This window comes from Loktanella sp. DSM 29012, assembly GCF_900110705.1.
GTDB lineage: Bacteria > Pseudomonadota > Alphaproteobacteria > Rhodobacterales > Rhodobacteraceae > Loktanella > Loktanella gaetbuli.
This window is the reverse complement of the sequence record NZ_FOEJ01000003.1, coordinates 229,490-245,655: the sequence shown is the minus strand read 5'-3', so window position 1 is coordinate 245,655 and position 16,166 is coordinate 229,490. Positions and strand designations below refer to the sequence as shown.

Genomic DNA, 16,166 nt, shown 5'->3' with positions numbered 1-16,166 from the left:
ATCTAGGGAACGCAGCGCCAAAGGTCTAGCGCGGCACGGTGACCACATGCGCGCCATCAACGGCCAAGGCGACCTTGCCTTCGGTCAGCAGGATTGCATCACGGCCGAACACCTCTTTGCGCCAGCCCTTGAGCGCAGGCAAATCGCGTTGACCCGCAGCCAGCGCATCAAGGTCGGCTGAATTCGCAATCAGCTTTTGCGCGACGTCGGCCTGTTCGGACTTTGCCTTGAGCAGCACCCGCAGCATATCCGCAATCGCCGGATTGACCTGAAGCCGTTCGGCACCGGCAGCAGGTTTCGGCAACCGGTCATTGGGCACGGCGATCCCAGCCTTGACGGCGGCAAGGATTCCCGCGGCGATGTCACCCTTGCGGGCCTCGCGTTGCAGCAGGCGGGACCGCGACAGGTCCTTTTCGTCGGTCGGTTTTGTGGATGCCAGCTCGACCAGCACATCGTCCTTGAAGACCCTGTTGCGCGGGATGTCGCGGGTCTGGGCGTATTCCTCGCGGAACCGGGCCAGTTCGCGCACGATTGCCAGAAAACGGCCAGATGTGGTGCGCGTCTTGACCCGCTGCCAGGCATCGTTGGGGTTTGTCTGATAGGTGGCCGGATCGTTCAGAACAGCCATTTCCTCTTGGACCCATTTTTCCCGCCCGGTGCTGCGTAGCCGGTCTGACAGCACCTCGTAGATTTCGCGCAGATAGGTAACGTCGCCCAGGGCATAGGTTTTCTGCGCATCCGTCAGCGGACGGCGCGACCAGTCGGTAAAACGGCTGGATTTGTCCAGCTGTGCCTTTGAAATCTTACGCACAAGGGTCTCGTATCCGGCCTGATCGCCGTAACCGCAGACCATCGCCGCGACCTGCGTGTCAAACAGCGGCGCTGGAATCAGCTGCGCATCGACCCAAAAGATTTCCAGATCCTGACGTGCCGCATGGAACACCTTGACCACACCGGGATCACGAAACAGGTCATAAAGCGGTTCCAGCGACAGCCCGTCGACCAGTGGATCGACCAGAACCGCATCCTCGCCCGCCGCATCACGGTAGGCCAGCTGCACAAGACAAAGTTTCGAATAATACGTGCGCTCGCGCAGAAATTCCGTATCGACGGTCACATAGGGGCGCTTGGCCGCCTCTGCACAAAAGGTGGCGAGTTCCGTCGTCGTCGTGATGGTCTGCATGGCGCCTCGTGGCTGTTCGGCCTTGCGGCGCAAAATACTGTTGCACCTGCCTAAGGGATCGCCAGCGATTCGGAAAGCGGGGTCAATCCCGCGCGTCGATCATCACCGGTGTGGTATCCCCCGCCAGGAACCGACGCAGCACCTCCGGATACAACCGATGTTCCAGCGGCAGGACGCGTTCGGCAAGGGTTGCGGGTGTATCGTCAGACCGCACGCTCAATACGGCCTGGCCCAGAACGGGTCCATCATCCAGATCGCCCGTGACCATATGGACGCTGGCACCGTGTTCGGTGTCGCCGGCCTCGATCGCGCGTCTATGGGTGTGCAGCCCCTTGTATTTGGGCAGCAGCGAGGGGTGGATGTTCAGCATCCTGCCGGCCCAGCGATGGGTGAATTCCGGTGTCAGGATCCGCATGAAACCCGCCAGACAGATCAGATCGATCCGGGCGGCGTCCAGTTCTGCGTTGATTGCGGCCTCGAATGACAAACGCCCGTCGTGATCGCGATGATCCACGACGGCCGTGGGAATACGCAGTGCGCTTGCCTTGAGCAATCCACCCGCCTGCGGGACATTCGACAAAACCAGTTTCGCGCGCCCCGGATGATCGCCCGTCATGTCGCGCGCGAGGGCGACCATGTTTGATCCGCCGCCCGAAATCAGCAAGGCAACGCGTGTCACGCAAGCGTCCCGGTGTAGCGGACACCTGCGCCGGGGGTCACATGGCCCAGACGGTGCACACGTTCGCCCTGTTCGACCAGCAGCGTTTCCAGCGCCTCGGCGCGGGCCGCCTCAACAACCAGCACCATGCCGATGCCTGCGTTGAACGTTTTCAGCATTTCAGACGTCTCGATGCTGCCAGTGTGTGCCAACCAGTCGAACACCGGTGGCAACGTCCAGGACCCAAGGTCGATCTGTGCGCCCAATTCATCCGGCAGCACGCGCGGCAGGTTTTCGGTCAGGCCGCCACCCGTGATGTGCGCCAGCGCATGCACGCCACCCGCGCGGATCGCGGCCAACGCCGGTTTCACATAGAGCCGGGTTGGTGCGAGCAATGCCGCCCCCAGATCGCCGTCACCAAAGGGGGAATCGTCCGACCATGTCAGCCCTGCGTGTTCCACGATCCGGCGCACCAAAGAATAACCATTGGAATGCACGCCGTCGCTGCCCAGCCCCAGCAGCACATCGCCATCGGCCACGCCTGCGGGCAGGTCGGCCCCGCGCTCCATCGCCCCGACGCTGAAACCCGCCAGATCGAAATCACCACCGTGATACATGCCCGGCATTTCCGCCGTCTCGCCCCCGATCAGCGCGCAACCCGACAGTGCGCACCCCTGCGCGATGCCGTTGATAATGCGGGTCGCCGCGTCCAGATCCAGTTTGCCAGTGGCAAAATAATCCAGGAAAAACAGTGGTTCCGCACCTTGGCAGACCAGATCGTTGACACACATCGCCACCAGATCGATGCCGATTGTGTCCAGATTGCCGGTGTCGATGGCGATCCGCAGTTTCGTGCCCACACCGTCCGTAGCCGCAACCAGAATGGGGTCGTCATAGCCAGCACCCTTGAGGTCGAACAAAGCGCCAAACCCGCCAAGCCCCGCCATCGAGCCGGACCGTTGCGTCCGCTTGGCCGCCGGTTTGATCCGTTCGACCAATGCGTTGCCTGCGTCGATATCAACGCCAGCCTGTGCGTATGTCAGCCCGTTTTTGGTCATGGATCGCCCCCAACAAAATCTGCCTGCGAGGTAACCGAAGATGCCTGCCTGTGCAACGCAGCATGACGGGCCAAGCAATAAGCGGATTCCTGCCATGCTTTAGGAAACCTTTTACCCGCAGCGGTGTTCTATCCATGTCATGAATAAATACTTTGCACCCATCGCCACGGCATTTGCCGTATTCGCATCCCCCGCCGCGGCAGAGGTTGTTCCACTTGTGGCCACGCAGGATATTGCTGACGGTCCCTATATCGACGTGGCACAGACTGTTTCCTATTCAGACGCGCCGACAACCTTGGATGACATTCACGCGCTTGCTGACTTGGATGGCGACCCAAGTGTCGTCACCGATCGGGAACGCGAAATGATCGCATTGCTGTCAATGATGCTGATCGGCACGCCCGTCCAGAACTGATGCTTGACCGCCTCGTCTGAATGGCTATTCAGACCGCAGCGGGCCTGTAGCTCAATTGGTTAGAGCAGAGCGCTCATAACGCTTTGGTTGCGGGTTCAAGTCCTGCCGGGCCTACCAAAATCCATACCGCTAAATACAGTTTTTCGAGCATCCACTGAATGAACGTGATGCAAGCAATGTGCTGATCAAATGTAGAAAATGGCGGTCCGTAGAGGATTCGAACCTCTGGCCTCTGCCTTCGGAGGGCAGCGCTCTATCCAGCTGAGCTAACGGACCGTTGCGCTTGCTATAGCTGCGGGGCCGCGGCCCCGCAACGGGAAATCAGGCGAAAAGTTCGTGACAAAGTTCCAATGCCTCGACGAGGACGTCCACTTCGTCGCGTGTGTTGTAAACGCCGAACGACGCGCGGCAGGTCGCCGGAACGCCCAGATGATCCATCAACGGCATCGCGCAATGCGACCCGGCCCGGACGGCAACACCTTTTTTGTCCAGCACGGTGGATATGTCATGCGCATGGGCTGCACCTTCGATCTTGAACGAAAAGATCGCACCTTTGCCCGGTGCGTTGCCCTGCACCTGCAACCAATTCAACCCGCGCAGGCGCGATTGCGCATAGTCGCGCAAACCCGCCTCGTGGATTGCGATATTATCCATGCCAACGTCCATCATCCAGTCCAGTGCCACGCCCAGACCGATCGTCTGTACGATACCGGGGGTGCCGGCCTCGAACATCATGGGCGGATCGTTGTAGGTGACCGCATCGCGGCCCACCTCGCGGATCATGTCGCCGCCACCCATGAATGGACGCATTTCGCGCATCCGGTCGGGATGAACCCAGATCGCACCAGACCCCGAAGGACCGTACAACTTGTGCCCCGTGATCGCGTAGAAATCACAGCCGATATCCTGCACATCCACCGCCATGTGTACCGCGGCTTGCGACCCATCCACCAACACCGGCACGCCCCGCGTGCGAGCAGCGGCACAGATGGTTTTCACATCAACAACAGTGCCCAACACATTGGACATATGGGTGATTGCCACCAATTTGGTCTTGGGGCCGATGGCATCGATCACGGCCTGCGGATCCAGGTTGCCATCCGCGTCGCAATCAACCCACTTGATGACGACACCCTGCCGTTCACGCAGGAAATGCCACGGCACGATATTGGCGTGGTGTTCCATGATCGACAGGACGATCTCGTCCCCCGGCTGAAGCCGCGGCACCGCCCAGCCATAGGACACCATGTTGATCCCCTCGGTCGTGCCTGAATTGAGCACGATATCATCCTCGGAGGCGGCGTTCAGAAACCGTGCCACGACGCCGCGTACGGATTCGTAGCGGTCGGTCGCGAGATTGGACAGATAGTGCAGACCACGGTGCACGTTGGAATATTCCTCGGCGTAGCCGCGCGTGACGGCATCAATGACGACCTGCGGTTTCTGCGCAGAGGCGCCGTTGTCCAAATAGACCAGCGGCTTGCCGTTCACCTGACGGGACAGGATCGGAAACTGCGACCGGATATCAGCGATATCGAACATCAAATGGATCCCCCTTGGACCCCGACGCCAATCAGCGTCAGAAAAAGTGCAATGCCGAACGAGAATCCAATGATCCCCAAGGCAACGGTGCCAAGCGATTTGAGCAGGCTGTCAAACCCATGCAAGACATTCACGAAATGCAGCAGGGCAAAGAGCAGCCAGGCAAAACCGGCCAGCGTGACAATTCCGGAAAGCGGCGGCAGAAGAACCATCACAAACGTCTGGAACAATTGGATAACAAGACCGATGCCCTGCCACCATGCGACCAATAGGATCGTCTGGTCCAACCGTCCCTGCCCGCCCAGACTGCGGCCGGTCAGGTAAATGGCAAAGATCAGCACCACCAGCGACGAGGCCAGGACGATGGCAACGACAAAAGGCATCATGGCCATCGTATCGGGTGCACTGCCAAGGATCATACTGCCGACCCCGACGAGGATGGTGGAACAGATCGCTACGACCGCAAGGATCGACCACAACGTCAGGGGTGCCAGATGATATGACATCAGCCCGCGCGCCGTCCCCGCGGGGTCGATCAATGACCGCTTGAGAAAGTCAGCGTTGATCACTTTTCCGCCTCGCGCAGGGACTGCAGCCAGATGTAGCCAAAAATCAGCAGCCAGACAGCGCCTACCAGTTGCGTCCCCGCAGCTGGCCCCAGAAATCCGGCCATCAGACCATACAGCAGCAGCAACGGCACACTGGCCAGCAGCGACCAGAACAACGCCAGTCTCGCGCTGTAGAAACTGCCCTGACCGCCAAAGAGCCGTGCGACCAGATGAGAGAGCGCAGCAAGACCATAAAGCACAAGAGGCCAGACCATCAGCCAGGCAAAGAGTTCATAGGTCATGAGCTGCGACAGCTCTGGCGGCTCTGCCCCCGGTGCCAGCTCGAACCCGGCCGCCCTGCGTGACAGACGTGGCCACTGCGCGATGAAAACCAGGATGCAGAACACAAAGAGATAGGCAATCGCCCGATCCTCGCGTTTTCCCTGATCCAGCAGTTCGCGCATGACCTGGCGCGGTCTGCGCCAGGCCCGCATGATGTTCGTCGAAACGGCCATCAGCCTGCGTGGCGGTCCAGCCAGCCTGCCAAACGATCGCGCAGATCATCTGCCAGACCTTCGTCTGCGATTTCTTCCAGTGCCTCGGCAAGGAAGGCCAGCGTCAACAGGTTTGTTGCTGCCTTTTCCGACACGCCACGGGACCGCAGGTAGAACAGCGCCTCTTCGGAAATCGCACCAGAGGTGGACCCGTGCGAACACGCGACGTCATCTGCGTAGATTTCCAGCTCTGGCTTGGCCAGAAACTGGCTGTCGTCGTCCAGCAGCAGCGACTGGCTGATCTGATAGCCGTCGGTCTTTTGCGCGCCTTCCTTGACAAGGATCTTGCCTTGGAAAACGCCGACCGCACCGTTGCGCAGCACCTTCTTGAACACCTGACGTGACTCGCCGCGCAGGGCGTCGTGGGTGATGAACACGGTGTCGTCGTGGTGAAAACCTTCGCCGTCACCGACACAGGCACCCGCGACATGGGCCACGGCATCGTCCCCCAGCATATCGATCACGCAATCATTGCGCGTCAGCACGCCGTTCAGCGACAACGTAAACGATTTGAAAACTGAACCTTCACCGATCCGGGCAAAGGTATGAGTGTTCATCCGGCGCGCATGATCGCGGCCCTGTTGGCGCACGTGATGGAATTCACCACCATCGGCAACCGACACTTCGGTGACCGTGGACAGTCGCGCAGCCGCCGATCCGGTTTCCAGTAGCGTAACCTTTGCCCCGGCCTCGACCCGGACGACATGATGCAAAACCGCGTCTGCGGCGGACTCCTTGCGGCGATACCGCAGGCAGATGGGGCGATCCACTGGACCCGTGGCGCGGATCATCACACCATCCGTGGCGGTCGCGGTATTCAGCGATGCCAGCGGACGTTGCACCGGGTTTTGTCCGGCCAGTTCCAATACGCCGTAGAGATCCTTGGCCCAGTGGATATCCTGCGCACCGGCCTCTGCCAGACACCCGATTTCCAGATTCTCACCCTTGAGGTCATCAGATGCAGCGGCATCAAAGACACCGTCGACGAACACAAGCGTCAGGGGATTTGCGTCTGAAAAGATCGCGTCATCATCGTCCAGAACCTCTGCCGCAGGGGCATCGGCAGCCACAAGCGTCGCAGGATCGGTGTATTTCCAATATTCGTCACGCCGATGCGGCAGGCCCATCGTGGCCGTGCGGGTCATTGCATCCTTGCGCGCCTGCGTCAGCCACGCAGCACCGTCAGGCACCGTGACCGCATCCAGCCGCGCATCGGTCGCGTCCTGTTTGAATTGCGGCAAGGCCATTACTCGGCCTCCGCCAACAGGTCTGCATAACCGTTGTTCTCGACCTCGAGCGCGAGATCGGGACCGCCGGTCTTGATGATGCGACCGTTGGACATGATGTGCACGACATCAGGTTTGATATGGTCCAGAAGCCGCTGATAATGCGTGATAACCAGGAAGGAACGACCCTCGGACCGCAGCGCATTCACGCCTTCTGACACCAGTTTCATGGCGTCCACATCAAGGCCAGAGTCGGTCTCATCCAGGATGCACATCTTGGGTTCCAGCATGGCCATTTGCAGAATCTCGTTCCGCTTTTTCTCGCCGCCCGAAAAACCGACGTTGACCGGACGCTTGAGCATTTCGGCATCGATCTTCAGATCCTTGGCGCGGGCGCGCACTTCCTTGAGGAAATCACCGGCAGACAATTCGTCCTGACCGCGCGCCTTGCGCTGTGCGTTCACCGCGGTGCGCAGGAACGTCATGTTGCCCACACCGGGAATTTCAACAGGGTACTGAAACGCCAGGAACAGGCCGGCAGCCGCGCGCTCCTCGGGCTCCATGTCCAGCAGGTCGGCGCCATCCAACGTCGCAGACCCTTCCGTCACCTCATAACCGTCCTTGCCGGACAGCACGTAGGACAGGGTGGATTTGCCCGACCCGTTCGGACCCATGATCGCATGGACCTCGCCTGCGCCGACGGTCAGGTCGACACCCTTGAGGATCGACTTCTCTTCTTCTTCAAGATCGACCTTCAGGCCTTTGATTTCCAGCATCTTTTCTTCCTTCAGTATTCCTTGGCGACAATCGTCGCATTCCCTAAGGTGCAGCTGTTTAGCCGACCGATCCTTCGAGGCTGATCGCCACCAGCGCCTGTGCTTCCATCGCGAATTCCATCGGCAGCGCCTGCAGCACTTCCTTGCAGAACCCGTTCACGACCAAGGCCACGGCCTCTTCCTCATCCATCCCGCGCGAACGGCAGTAGAACAGCTGATCGTCGTCCACCTTGGACGTCGTCGCCTCGTGCTCGACCCGGCTCGAGTTGTTCTTGACCTCGATATACGGGACCGTATGTGCCCCGCATTGCGATCCGATCAACAGACTGTCGCACTGGGTATAGTTGCGCGATTCCTTGGCCTTGGGGTGCATAGACACCAGCCCGCGATAGGTGTTCTGGGCGTGGCCTGCAGAAATCCCCTTGGACACGATGCGCGACTTGGTGCGCTTGCCCAGGTGCACCATCTTGGTGCCGGTATCCGCCTGCTGATAGTTGTTCGCGATGGCGATGGAATAGAACTCGCCCTGACTGTCGTCACCGCGCAGAATGCAGGACGGGTATTTCCACGTCACCGCAGACCCGGTTTCAACCTGTGTCCACATCACCTTGGACCGCGCGCCACGGCAGTCGGCGCGTTTGGTCACAAAGTTATAGATACCACCCTTGCCTTCTTCGTCGCCCGGATACCAGTTCTGGACCGTCGAGTATTTCACCTCGGCGTCTTCTTCGATGATGATCTCGACCACCGCCGCGTGCAGCTGCGCCACATCGCGTTTCGGTGCGGTGCACCCTTCGAGGTAGGACACATAGCTGCCCTTGTCCGCGATGATCAGCGTCCGCTCGAACTGGCCGGTATTTTCGGCGTTGATCCGGAAATAGGTCGACAGTTCCATCGGGCAGCGCACGCCGGGCGGAACGTAGACAAACGACCCGTCGGAAAACACGGCAGAGTTCAGCGTCGCGTAGAAATTGTCGGACGGCGGCACCACGGTGCCGAGGTATTTCTTCACCAGCTCGGGATACTCGCGGATCGCCTCCGAGATGGAACAGAAAATCACGCCGGCCTTTTTCAGCTCTGCCTGGAATGTCGTACCGACGGAAACGGAATCGAACACCGCATCCACGGCGACCTTACGCTCTGGCAGATCGTTTTCGGCACCTTCGACACCAGCCAGAATGGCCTGTTCCTTCAGTGGGATACCCAGCTTCTTGTAGGTTTCCAGCAGCTTGGGGTCGACCTCGTCCAACGACTTGGGCTTGACCTCCATGCTCTTGGGCCGGGCGTAGTAATACAGATCCTGAAAATCGATATCCGCGACCTTGAGCATCGCCCAGTTCGGCACGGACATGCCTTCCCAGCGGGTGAACGCAGCTTGACGCCAGTCCAGCATCCACTGCGGCTCTTCGTTCTTGGAGGAAATCAGCGCCACGATATCGGGATTCACGCCCTTGGGCGCATAATCCATCTCGATGTCGTCGTCGTTCCAGCCGTATTTATACGCGCCAGAGAGTTGGGCCACCGCATCCACGGTTTCCTGATCGACGCCCTCTTTGACCTCTACCTGATCCAAAGCTGTCATGTCCTTACCTCTCTTGCGGCGTCATGCCGCCTGCATCCGTTTGATTTTTCGGCCCCACGCCTCGGCAAAGCGCAAGACCGTATCTTCTGTTGTCTCGGGGCCCAGCGACACCCGCAACGCGCAACCCGCCTGTTCATCGTCGAACCCCAGCGATTGCAGCACCCGGCTTGCCTTGACCTTGCCGCTGGAACAGGCCGATCCTGCGCTGACGGCAAATCCGGCAAGGTCCATCGCCATGACCTGTGTCTCACCCTTCCAGCCGGGCGTGATGAAACACGACGTATTGGGCAGCCTGCGCAGGTCATTCCCTAGAAAAATAGTCTGCGAAGACTGCTCTGCAATGGCCTTTTCTAGAATATTTCTAAGTTGCGCAACCCGGTCCCAGACGCCATCTGCCAAATCTTTTTGTGCCGCAGCGGCCGCGGCCCCCATGCCGGCGATCGCGATGACGTTCTCGGTCCCGGACCTGCGGCCCATCTCTTGGCCGCCACCACGAATTTGTGCGGCAATCTCGGCACCTTGCGGCACGATCAATGCGCCCACACCTTTTGGTCCGCCAAATTTGTGGGCTGACAGGAACACCATGTCGACCCCGGCCCACCCATAGGCAAATGGCACGCGCCCGAACCCTTGGGTAATATCGCTGACGGCCAGCCCCTGCGGCAGATCCTGCAAGATTCCGGTTTCCGAATTGGCAAGCTGGACCGTCGCACGCGCAGGATCGTCACAGATCACCTGCCCGGCCGACAGGCTCAGCGTCGCGTCGCACCAGACGCGCACGGCCTCGTGCTCGATGCCCGCACAGCGCAAACCGCGTCCAGCCAGCGACAGCGCCGCCGCCTCGGTTGAACCTGACACGAAAACGATGTCCGCGTTGGACGCACCCAGCGCCTCGGCCAGTTGCCCCCGCGCGCGTTCAACCAGCCCTTTCGCCGCGCGCCCTTCCGCGTGGACAGACGACGGGTTGCCCGCCACATCCATCGCCGCGATCATCGCGTCGCGGGCCTCGGCCCGAAGCGGTGTCGTGGCGTTATAATCCAGATAGCTGCGGGTCATGCGGTCCTTGATATCATCTTGCCAAAAATACTCCGGGGTCCGGGGCAGCGCCCCGGTCCGGCGTTCAGGTCTCGTCGACCACTTCGAATAGCGCGGGCACAGCCGGACAGGGGGCCATCGCATTGCCGACCACATCCGACAGCCGGGTCTGGTGCAGGAACACATAGACATGTGCACTCAACCCCTCCCACAGGCGATTGGTCAACGACTGCGCACGGCTGCCGGATGTTGCACCGGACGCCCCCGCGCCCTTGTGCATTGCACTGACCGTTTCATCCACGGCCCCCAGAATGTCAGCCACGCGAATTTCGGACGGGGGCCGCGCCAGGCGGTACCCGCCACCGGGCCCGCGCACCGATTCAACCAATTCCGCGCGCCGCAGTTTCACGAACAACTGTTCGAGGTAGGGCAGCGAAATATCCTGCCGCTTGGATATTTCGGTCAGGCTGGTCAGCCCGTCCCCCGGCTGCAAAGCGAGGTCCGCCAATGCGACCATGGCGTAACGTCCCTTGGTGCTTAACTTCATTCCAACCCCTGACCGACCCGCTGGGTCGTAAATTCATTGACGAAAAGCCGTAGCCTGATTAGGTCACGTCAACCCGCGCAGCACCTCTGCCGCGCATTTAGAATTGTTCTAAGGTGGTGCCGGACAATCGTCAAGCGCCCCTCCCAAAGCAGGTAAGACCCAAATGCCCGAAGTCATTTTTCCCGGCCCCGAAGGTCGCCTCGAAGGTCGCTACCATCCGCAAAAAGACCGCGACGCGCCCATCGCCATCGTGCTGCATCCGCACCCGCAGTTCGGCGGCACGATGAACAACAAAGTTGTCTACAACCTGCACTATGCCTTTTACCAGATGGGTTTCACCGTTCTGCGGTTCAATTTCCGTGGCGTCGGGCGCAGTCAGGGTGAATACGATCAGGGTATCGGGGAACTGTCGGACGCGGCCTCGGCGCTGGATTACCTGCAATCCATGAACAGCAACGCCAAACACTGCTGGGTTGCGGGCTTCAGCTTTGGCGCGTGGATCGGGATGCAATTGCTAATGCGCCGCCCTGAAATCACGGGGTTCATCAGCGTATCCCCCCCCGCCAACATGTATGATTTCAGCTTTCTCGCACCCTGCCCGTCTTCGGGTCTGATCATCAACGGTGCAGCTGATCGCGTGGCCCCGCCTGCCGATACCGTGAACCTGGTGAACAAGCTGCACGAGCAAAAGGGCATCACCGTCACCCACGAAGAGGTCCCCGGTGCCGGACATTTCTTTGAAGATCCGCACATGGACCCGATGATCGACAGTGTGAAAACCTATGTGCGTCGCCGCCTGACAGAGAACACGCGCTGATGGTATCCTACGTTGACGAAGTGGCCAACGAATTGGCCGCCAAGGCGCTTGAGGACGAGGCCCGCACGGGTGACGAAAAGATTGTGGACCAGATCTCGGAAATCCTGGGCACATCTTCTCAGACCCTTCAGGAAAGCTACATGACGTTCATCAGGGTGCGTCGCGCGGAAAAACGTGCGCGGACCCTGCTGGCCAGCCGCGCGGACAAGGGGTCCGCGGACTGACGCCACAGCGAATGGATGGATGACAGATGCGGCCGTTTTCGACATTTGCTGACAAACGGCCGCTGACAGCGGCGATCGTGGGCACGCTGTTTCTGACCGTGTTGTTCGCGTGGCCGCTGATCGTCTTTGGCGCTGTCGATGTGACGGACGGCACAGGCGAGATCACTTATACCCCCGACCTGACGACCAGTCTTTTCCAGGCGATTTCCGCGCTGATTGTCGTTCTTGTGGTCGCCCTGTTCGGCTGGACCCGTGCTACGGGGCTGATCGCTGCACCTGACTGGGCCGGTGTCCGGTTATGGCTCTGGATCATGATCGTGCCTGCGTCGCTCTATGTCACGCTGGTAGCGGCTGTGATCGTCTACCCCCTGCCCGATCAGGTCGGCACGACCATTCTGGCCGCGATCCTCTTTGCCCTGTTCATCGGGCTGAGCGAAGAACTGATGTTCCGCGGCCTGCTGATGCATGGTCTGCGGCACAGGTTGTCGCCGGGCTGGGCGCTGATCGTCTGTTCGGTCCTGTTCGGGTTCTATCACGGTGCCAATGCATTGTACGGCCAGGACGTGATCCAGACCGTGTTGCAAATCGTCTTTGCCACCGCCTTTGGCGCCTTGCTGGGCGCGGTCACATTGCAGGCCGTGAACCTGTGGCCAGCGATCATTCTGCACGCGCTCTGGAACCTGAATGTCTTTACCGCTGGCATGATCGACAGCGATGCGATTGACGGCACAGCGGTGGCAGAGGCGGGTGAACCGACCGCACAGAATGCAAACGCCGCGTTGCCGCTAGTCGCCGGTGTCTCGGTCCAATTTGTCGTTTTTTCCATTCTAGCATGGGTGATCTACCGCCGATGGTTGCGGCGAATGGCGCTGGACAGCGCGGCGCAACAAGCCTAAGGCGCGATCTGACCCATTAGCCGGACGCAATTTATTATGATCTCGACCCTCGCCAAAGCCCTTGCAGACAAGGGCTATGATAGCCTGACCCCCGTACAGGAGGCCGTCACCGACGACGCGCTGACGGGTCAGGACCTGCTGGTGTCGGCACAAACCGGGTCCGGCAAGACGGTCGGATTCGGCCTTGCGATCGGTTCGACCATCCTGGCAGAGGACGGCACGTTTGGCCCCGCAGGACGCCCGCTGGCACTGATCGTGGCGCCGACACGCGAACTTGCCATGCAGGTCAAACGCGAATTGACGTGGCTTTATGCGCCGACGGGTGCGGTCCTGGCATCCTGCGTGGGTGGCATGGATGTGCGCGACGAACGCCGCGCGCTGGATCGCGGTGCGCATATCGTCGTGGCAACGCCCGGTCGTCTGCGCGACCACATCACCCGCGGCAATATCGACCTGTCCGACACCCGCGCCGTGGTGCTGGACGAGGCGGACGAGATGCTGGACCTTGGGTTCAAGGAAGATCTGGAATTCATCCTTGGCGAGGCACCGCCAGACCGTCGCACGCTGATGTTCTCGGCTACCGTGCCGCCGATGATCGAAAGGCTGGCCAAGGAATACCAGACCGACGCCAAGCGGATCGTCACCGCCAGCAAGGAAAAGCAGCACTCCGACATCGAATACCGCGCGCTGAGCGTCGCACAGCACGATGCCGACAACGCCATCATCAACCTGCTGCGCTATTACGAGGCACCCAATGCCATCGTGTTCTGCAACACCCGGGCGATGGTCACGCGACTGACGACGCGTCTGTCGAACCGCGGATTTGCGGTTGTGGCCCTGTCCGGGGAATTGTCGCAGCAGGAACGCACACACGCGCTGCAAGCCATGCGCGACGGCCGTGCCCGCGTCTGCGTGGCGACCGACGTGGCCGCGCGCGGCATTGATTTGCCGAACCTCGAACTGGTGATCCACGCCGAACTGCCGACCAATGCGGAAATCCTGTTGCACCGGTCGGGTCGGACGGGACGTGCCGGGCGCAAGGGCGTCAGTGCGATGGTCGTGCCGCCCAAGATGTTCCGCCGTGCGCAGAACCTGCTGACATGGGGCAAGCTGAACGCCGACTGGGGCAAGGCCCCGACCGCAGACGAGATCCTGCAAAAGGACGAGGAACGCCTGCTGGCGGACGATATCTGGTCCGAAACCTTTACCGATGGCGAAACGGCATTTGCCGCGCGCCTGCTGGAACAGCATTCGCCCGAACAGATCGCTGCGGCCTATCTGCGTCTGTATCAGGGCCGTCAATCCGCGCCCGAAGACCTGTCAGAAGCCCCGACCCCCGGCGCACCGCGCGACGACCGCCCCCCGCGCGAGCGCAAAGAGGCATTTGGCCCGTCCAAGTGGTTCCGCGTGGACGTCGGCCGCGAACAAAAGGCAGAGGCACGCTGGCTGTTGCCTATGCTGTGCAAGGCCGGTGACATCACGAAAAAGGAAATCGGAGCTATCCGCATTCAGCCCGACGAAACCTTTGTCGAGATTTCCGAAGGCGCCGTGGCCGGTTTCCTGCGGTCGATCGGGTCGGACATGACGCTGGAAAATCAGGCGAAACTGTCTGCCGTGGACGGCGTGCCAAACATCGGCAGCCGTGGCCCGCGCCCCAGCAAGCGCGACTACGACAGCCCGCGCGACGATCGTCCCACATATAAAAAAGACAAGCCGCGCAGCGACAAACCGCGTGATACAGCGCCGCCGCCGCCGTCCCGTCAGGACGATGTGGCCGCGATCGCGCCGCGCAAGCCGCGGTCAAAGCCGGAAAAGCGTGATTATGACGGCGCTGTCACCCCGGCAAAACCGCGCGCGAAACCCGTCTGGAAGGACAAGGGCGGCACCGGTGACGCAGGCACCAAGAAACCCTACGCTGGCAAGGGCGATGCAAAACCTTACCAAGGCAAATCCGACGGCAAACCCTACAAGGGCAAGTCCGATGACAAGCCTGTCCGTGCAAAATCCGACGGCAAACCTGCCTACAAGGGCAAATCCGACGGCGGTGGCTTCAAGGGCAAAACAGGCCCCGGTGGCCCCAAGCCCAAGGCCAGTGCCTCTGACACGTCCAAGCGGTTCACGCCTCCCGGTGGCAAGCCTACGGGCCCACGCAAGGGCGGTGCCAGCACGCTGAAACGCAGTGGACCGAAAAAGAAATAGGACCGAATCGACACAATCGGCCCGAAAACACCTGAATTCCGCCCTCAAACCCTGAATTTGCTTTGGGACGCTGTCCAGATCCCACAGGCTGTGCCTGTGGGGGGGAACAGCGGCCGAAAGGGACACCAATGGCTACGCACACAGATACCAACACCACGACATCCAACGAAAAATCCGCGCAGGCTGGTCAGACACAGACTGCCGCACAGCGGCAGGCACCGACGGGCAAGCCTGCGCCGGTCACATTCCGGTTTCAGGACTTTGCCAGCATCTGAGATGTGACACGATCTGGAACCGATTGGGGGGCTCACGCATTGGTGAGGTGAACCAACGGAGACCAATCATGAAACTTCTCAAGATTTTGCTCGCAATTATTCTGCCCCCACTGGCCGTCCTGATCCAGGAAGGCTTTGGCAAGGCGTTCCTGATCAACGTGCTGCTGACGATTCTGGGCTACGTGCCCGGACTGGTACATGCGATCTGGTTGATGGCCCGCACCGAACCGGTTGGCGCATGACCCGGACGCACACACAGCGGCTTGCGCGGTTGGAGAAACTGGCGCACAGCATGGACAGCGCATTCCGCATCCCTGTGATCGGGATGCGCGTCGGGTATGATGCGATCATCGGCCTTGTGCCGGGGATCGGTGATGCGCTGACTTTGATCCCCGCCCTGATCATTCTGGCCGAGGCCAAACGCTTGGGCGCTGCCCCGCACGTGATGGGACGCATGGGATTGAACACCGCACTGGATGTTCTGGTCGGTTCGGTGCCTGTCATCGGCGACCTGTTCGACGCCAAGTTCAAGTCCAACCGCCGCAACGTCGCAATCCTGCGCGCACATCTGCATGAAAAAGGGGCCGTCCCAGAACGGAACAGCCCCCTTCAAACAGCCTGAAAAGGGCGG

19 protein-coding genes and 2 tRNA genes are annotated in these 16,166 nt (G+C 60.6%); 9 read left to right on the top strand and 12 right to left on the bottom strand.

Annotated features, from left to right (window positions below):
• Nucleotides 1–25: 25 nt before the first annotated feature.
• The 3 genes from rnd to purM all read right to left on the bottom strand — a co-directional run bounded on the left by rnd (nucleotide 26) and on the right by purM (nucleotide 2,899).
• Nucleotides 26–1,183 carry a ribonuclease D gene (gene rnd / locus BMX27_RS08580; protein WP_090159435.1) on the bottom strand — a complete coding sequence of 386 codons (1,158 nt, stop codon included), beginning with the start codon at nucleotides 1,181–1,183 and terminating at the stop codon, nucleotides 26–28.
• 82 nt (nucleotides 1,184–1,265) lie between these two features.
• Nucleotides 1,266–1,862 carry a phosphoribosylglycinamide formyltransferase gene (gene purN / locus BMX27_RS08575; RefSeq protein ID WP_090159434.1) on the bottom strand — a complete coding sequence of 199 codons (597 nt, stop codon included), beginning with the start codon at nucleotides 1,860–1,862 and terminating at the stop codon, nucleotides 1,266–1,268.
• The gene (purM, locus tag BMX27_RS08570; RefSeq protein ID WP_090159433.1) at nucleotides 1,859–2,899 is read right to left on the bottom strand and encodes a phosphoribosylformylglycinamidine cyclo-ligase; all 1,041 of its coding nucleotides are present in this window, start codon (nucleotides 2,897–2,899) and stop codon (nucleotides 1,859–1,861) included. The genes purN and purM overlap by 4 nt, the downstream gene beginning before the upstream one ends.
• 139 nt (nucleotides 2,900–3,038) lie before the next feature.
• Here purM and BMX27_RS08565 point away from each other — a divergent pair, with 139 nt between their 5' ends.
• Both BMX27_RS08565 and BMX27_RS08560 read left to right on the top strand, forming a co-directional pair.
• Nucleotides 3,039–3,314 carry a hypothetical protein gene (locus tag BMX27_RS08565; protein ID WP_090159432.1) on the top strand — a complete coding sequence of 92 codons (276 nt, stop codon included), beginning with the start codon at nucleotides 3,039–3,041 and terminating at the stop codon, nucleotides 3,312–3,314.
• A gap of 40 nt (nucleotides 3,315–3,354) precedes the next feature.
• Nucleotides 3,355–3,431, top strand: a tRNA-Ile gene (locus tag BMX27_RS08560).
• An 82-nt stretch (nucleotides 3,432–3,513) separates the two neighbouring features.
• Here the strand turns inward: BMX27_RS08560 and BMX27_RS08555 are convergent.
• From BMX27_RS08555 to BMX27_RS08515, 9 genes are all read right to left on the bottom strand, one after another.
• A tRNA-Arg gene (locus tag BMX27_RS08555) sits at nucleotides 3,514–3,590 on the bottom strand.
• Between the two features lie 45 nt (nucleotides 3,591–3,635).
• Nucleotides 3,636–4,856 carry a cysteine desulfurase gene (locus BMX27_RS08550; RefSeq protein ID WP_090159431.1) on the bottom strand — a complete coding sequence of 407 codons (1,221 nt, stop codon included), beginning with the start codon at nucleotides 4,854–4,856 and terminating at the stop codon, nucleotides 3,636–3,638.
• Nucleotides 4,856–5,425, bottom strand: a complete 570-nt coding sequence (locus tag BMX27_RS08545) for a YIP1 family protein (RefSeq protein ID WP_090159430.1) — start codon at nucleotides 5,423–5,425, stop codon at nucleotides 4,856–4,858. Before BMX27_RS08545 ends, BMX27_RS08550 begins: the two co-directional genes overlap by 1 nt.
• The gene (locus tag BMX27_RS08540) at nucleotides 5,422–5,919 is read right to left on the bottom strand and encodes a YIP1 family protein (protein ID WP_090159429.1); all 498 of its coding nucleotides are present in this window, start codon (nucleotides 5,917–5,919) and stop codon (nucleotides 5,422–5,424) included. The genes BMX27_RS08545 and BMX27_RS08540 overlap by 4 nt, the downstream gene beginning before the upstream one ends.
• Nucleotides 5,919–7,205 (bottom strand): SufB/SufD family protein, encoded by a 1,287-nt coding sequence (locus BMX27_RS08535; protein ID WP_090159428.1) that lies wholly within the window; start codon nucleotides 7,203–7,205, stop codon nucleotides 5,919–5,921. Before BMX27_RS08535 ends, BMX27_RS08540 begins: the two co-directional genes overlap by 1 nt.
• On the bottom strand, nucleotides 7,205–7,960 hold the full coding sequence (gene sufC, locus BMX27_RS08530) for a Fe-S cluster assembly ATPase SufC (protein ID WP_090159427.1): 756 nt from the start codon (nucleotides 7,958–7,960) through the stop codon (nucleotides 7,205–7,207). Before sufC ends, BMX27_RS08535 begins: the two co-directional genes overlap by 1 nt.
• A 58-nt stretch (nucleotides 7,961–8,018) precedes the next feature.
• Nucleotides 8,019–9,542 (bottom strand): Fe-S cluster assembly protein SufB, encoded by a 1,524-nt coding sequence (gene sufB, locus BMX27_RS08525; RefSeq protein ID WP_090159426.1) that lies wholly within the window; start codon nucleotides 9,540–9,542, stop codon nucleotides 8,019–8,021.
• Nucleotides 9,543–9,563: 21 nt separating this feature from the next.
• Nucleotides 9,564–10,598 (bottom strand): cysteine desulfurase family protein, encoded by a 1,035-nt coding sequence (locus tag BMX27_RS08520; RefSeq protein ID WP_090159425.1) that lies wholly within the window; start codon nucleotides 10,596–10,598, stop codon nucleotides 9,564–9,566.
• Nucleotides 10,599–10,662: 64 nt separating this feature from the next.
• Nucleotides 10,663–11,124, bottom strand: a complete 462-nt coding sequence (locus BMX27_RS08515; RefSeq protein WP_090159424.1) for a Fe-S cluster assembly transcriptional regulator IscR — start codon at nucleotides 11,122–11,124, stop codon at nucleotides 10,663–10,665.
• Between the two features lie 163 nt (nucleotides 11,125–11,287).
• On the opposite strand from BMX27_RS08515, the gene BMX27_RS08510 reads away from it, so the two are divergent.
• The 7 genes from BMX27_RS08510 to BMX27_RS08485 all read left to right on the top strand — a co-directional run bounded on the left by BMX27_RS08510 (nucleotide 11,288) and on the right by BMX27_RS08485 (nucleotide 16,157).
• Nucleotides 11,288–11,941: an alpha/beta hydrolase gene (locus BMX27_RS08510; protein WP_056032026.1), complete on the top strand. Its 654-nt coding sequence runs from the start codon at nucleotides 11,288–11,290 to the stop codon at nucleotides 11,939–11,941.
• Nucleotides 11,941–12,165, top strand: coding sequence for a hypothetical protein (locus tag BMX27_RS08505; RefSeq protein WP_090159423.1), 225 nt, complete (start codon nucleotides 11,941–11,943; stop codon nucleotides 12,163–12,165). Before BMX27_RS08510 ends, BMX27_RS08505 begins: the two co-directional genes overlap by 1 nt.
• A 26-nt stretch (nucleotides 12,166–12,191) precedes the next feature.
• Nucleotides 12,192–13,061 carry a CPBP family intramembrane glutamic endopeptidase gene (locus BMX27_RS08500; protein WP_090159422.1) on the top strand — a complete coding sequence of 290 codons (870 nt, stop codon included), beginning with the start codon at nucleotides 12,192–12,194 and terminating at the stop codon, nucleotides 13,059–13,061.
• Nucleotides 13,062–13,097: 36 nt separating this feature from the next.
• Nucleotides 13,098–15,260 (top strand): DEAD/DEAH box helicase, encoded by a 2,163-nt coding sequence (locus BMX27_RS08495; protein WP_090159421.1) that lies wholly within the window; start codon nucleotides 13,098–13,100, stop codon nucleotides 15,258–15,260.
• 128 nt (nucleotides 15,261–15,388) lie between these two features.
• Nucleotides 15,389–15,535 carry a hypothetical protein gene (locus tag BMX27_RS16850; protein WP_177172686.1) on the top strand — a complete coding sequence of 49 codons (147 nt, stop codon included), beginning with the start codon at nucleotides 15,389–15,391 and terminating at the stop codon, nucleotides 15,533–15,535.
• Between the two features lie 68 nt (nucleotides 15,536–15,603).
• Nucleotides 15,604–15,777, top strand: coding sequence for a YqaE/Pmp3 family membrane protein (locus tag BMX27_RS08490; protein WP_090159420.1), 174 nt, complete (start codon nucleotides 15,604–15,606; stop codon nucleotides 15,775–15,777).
• Nucleotides 15,774–16,157 (top strand): DUF4112 domain-containing protein, encoded by a 384-nt coding sequence (locus BMX27_RS08485; RefSeq protein ID WP_090159419.1) that lies wholly within the window; start codon nucleotides 15,774–15,776, stop codon nucleotides 16,155–16,157. The genes BMX27_RS08490 and BMX27_RS08485 overlap by 4 nt, the downstream gene beginning before the upstream one ends.
• Nucleotides 16,158–16,166: the final 9 nt, after the last annotated feature.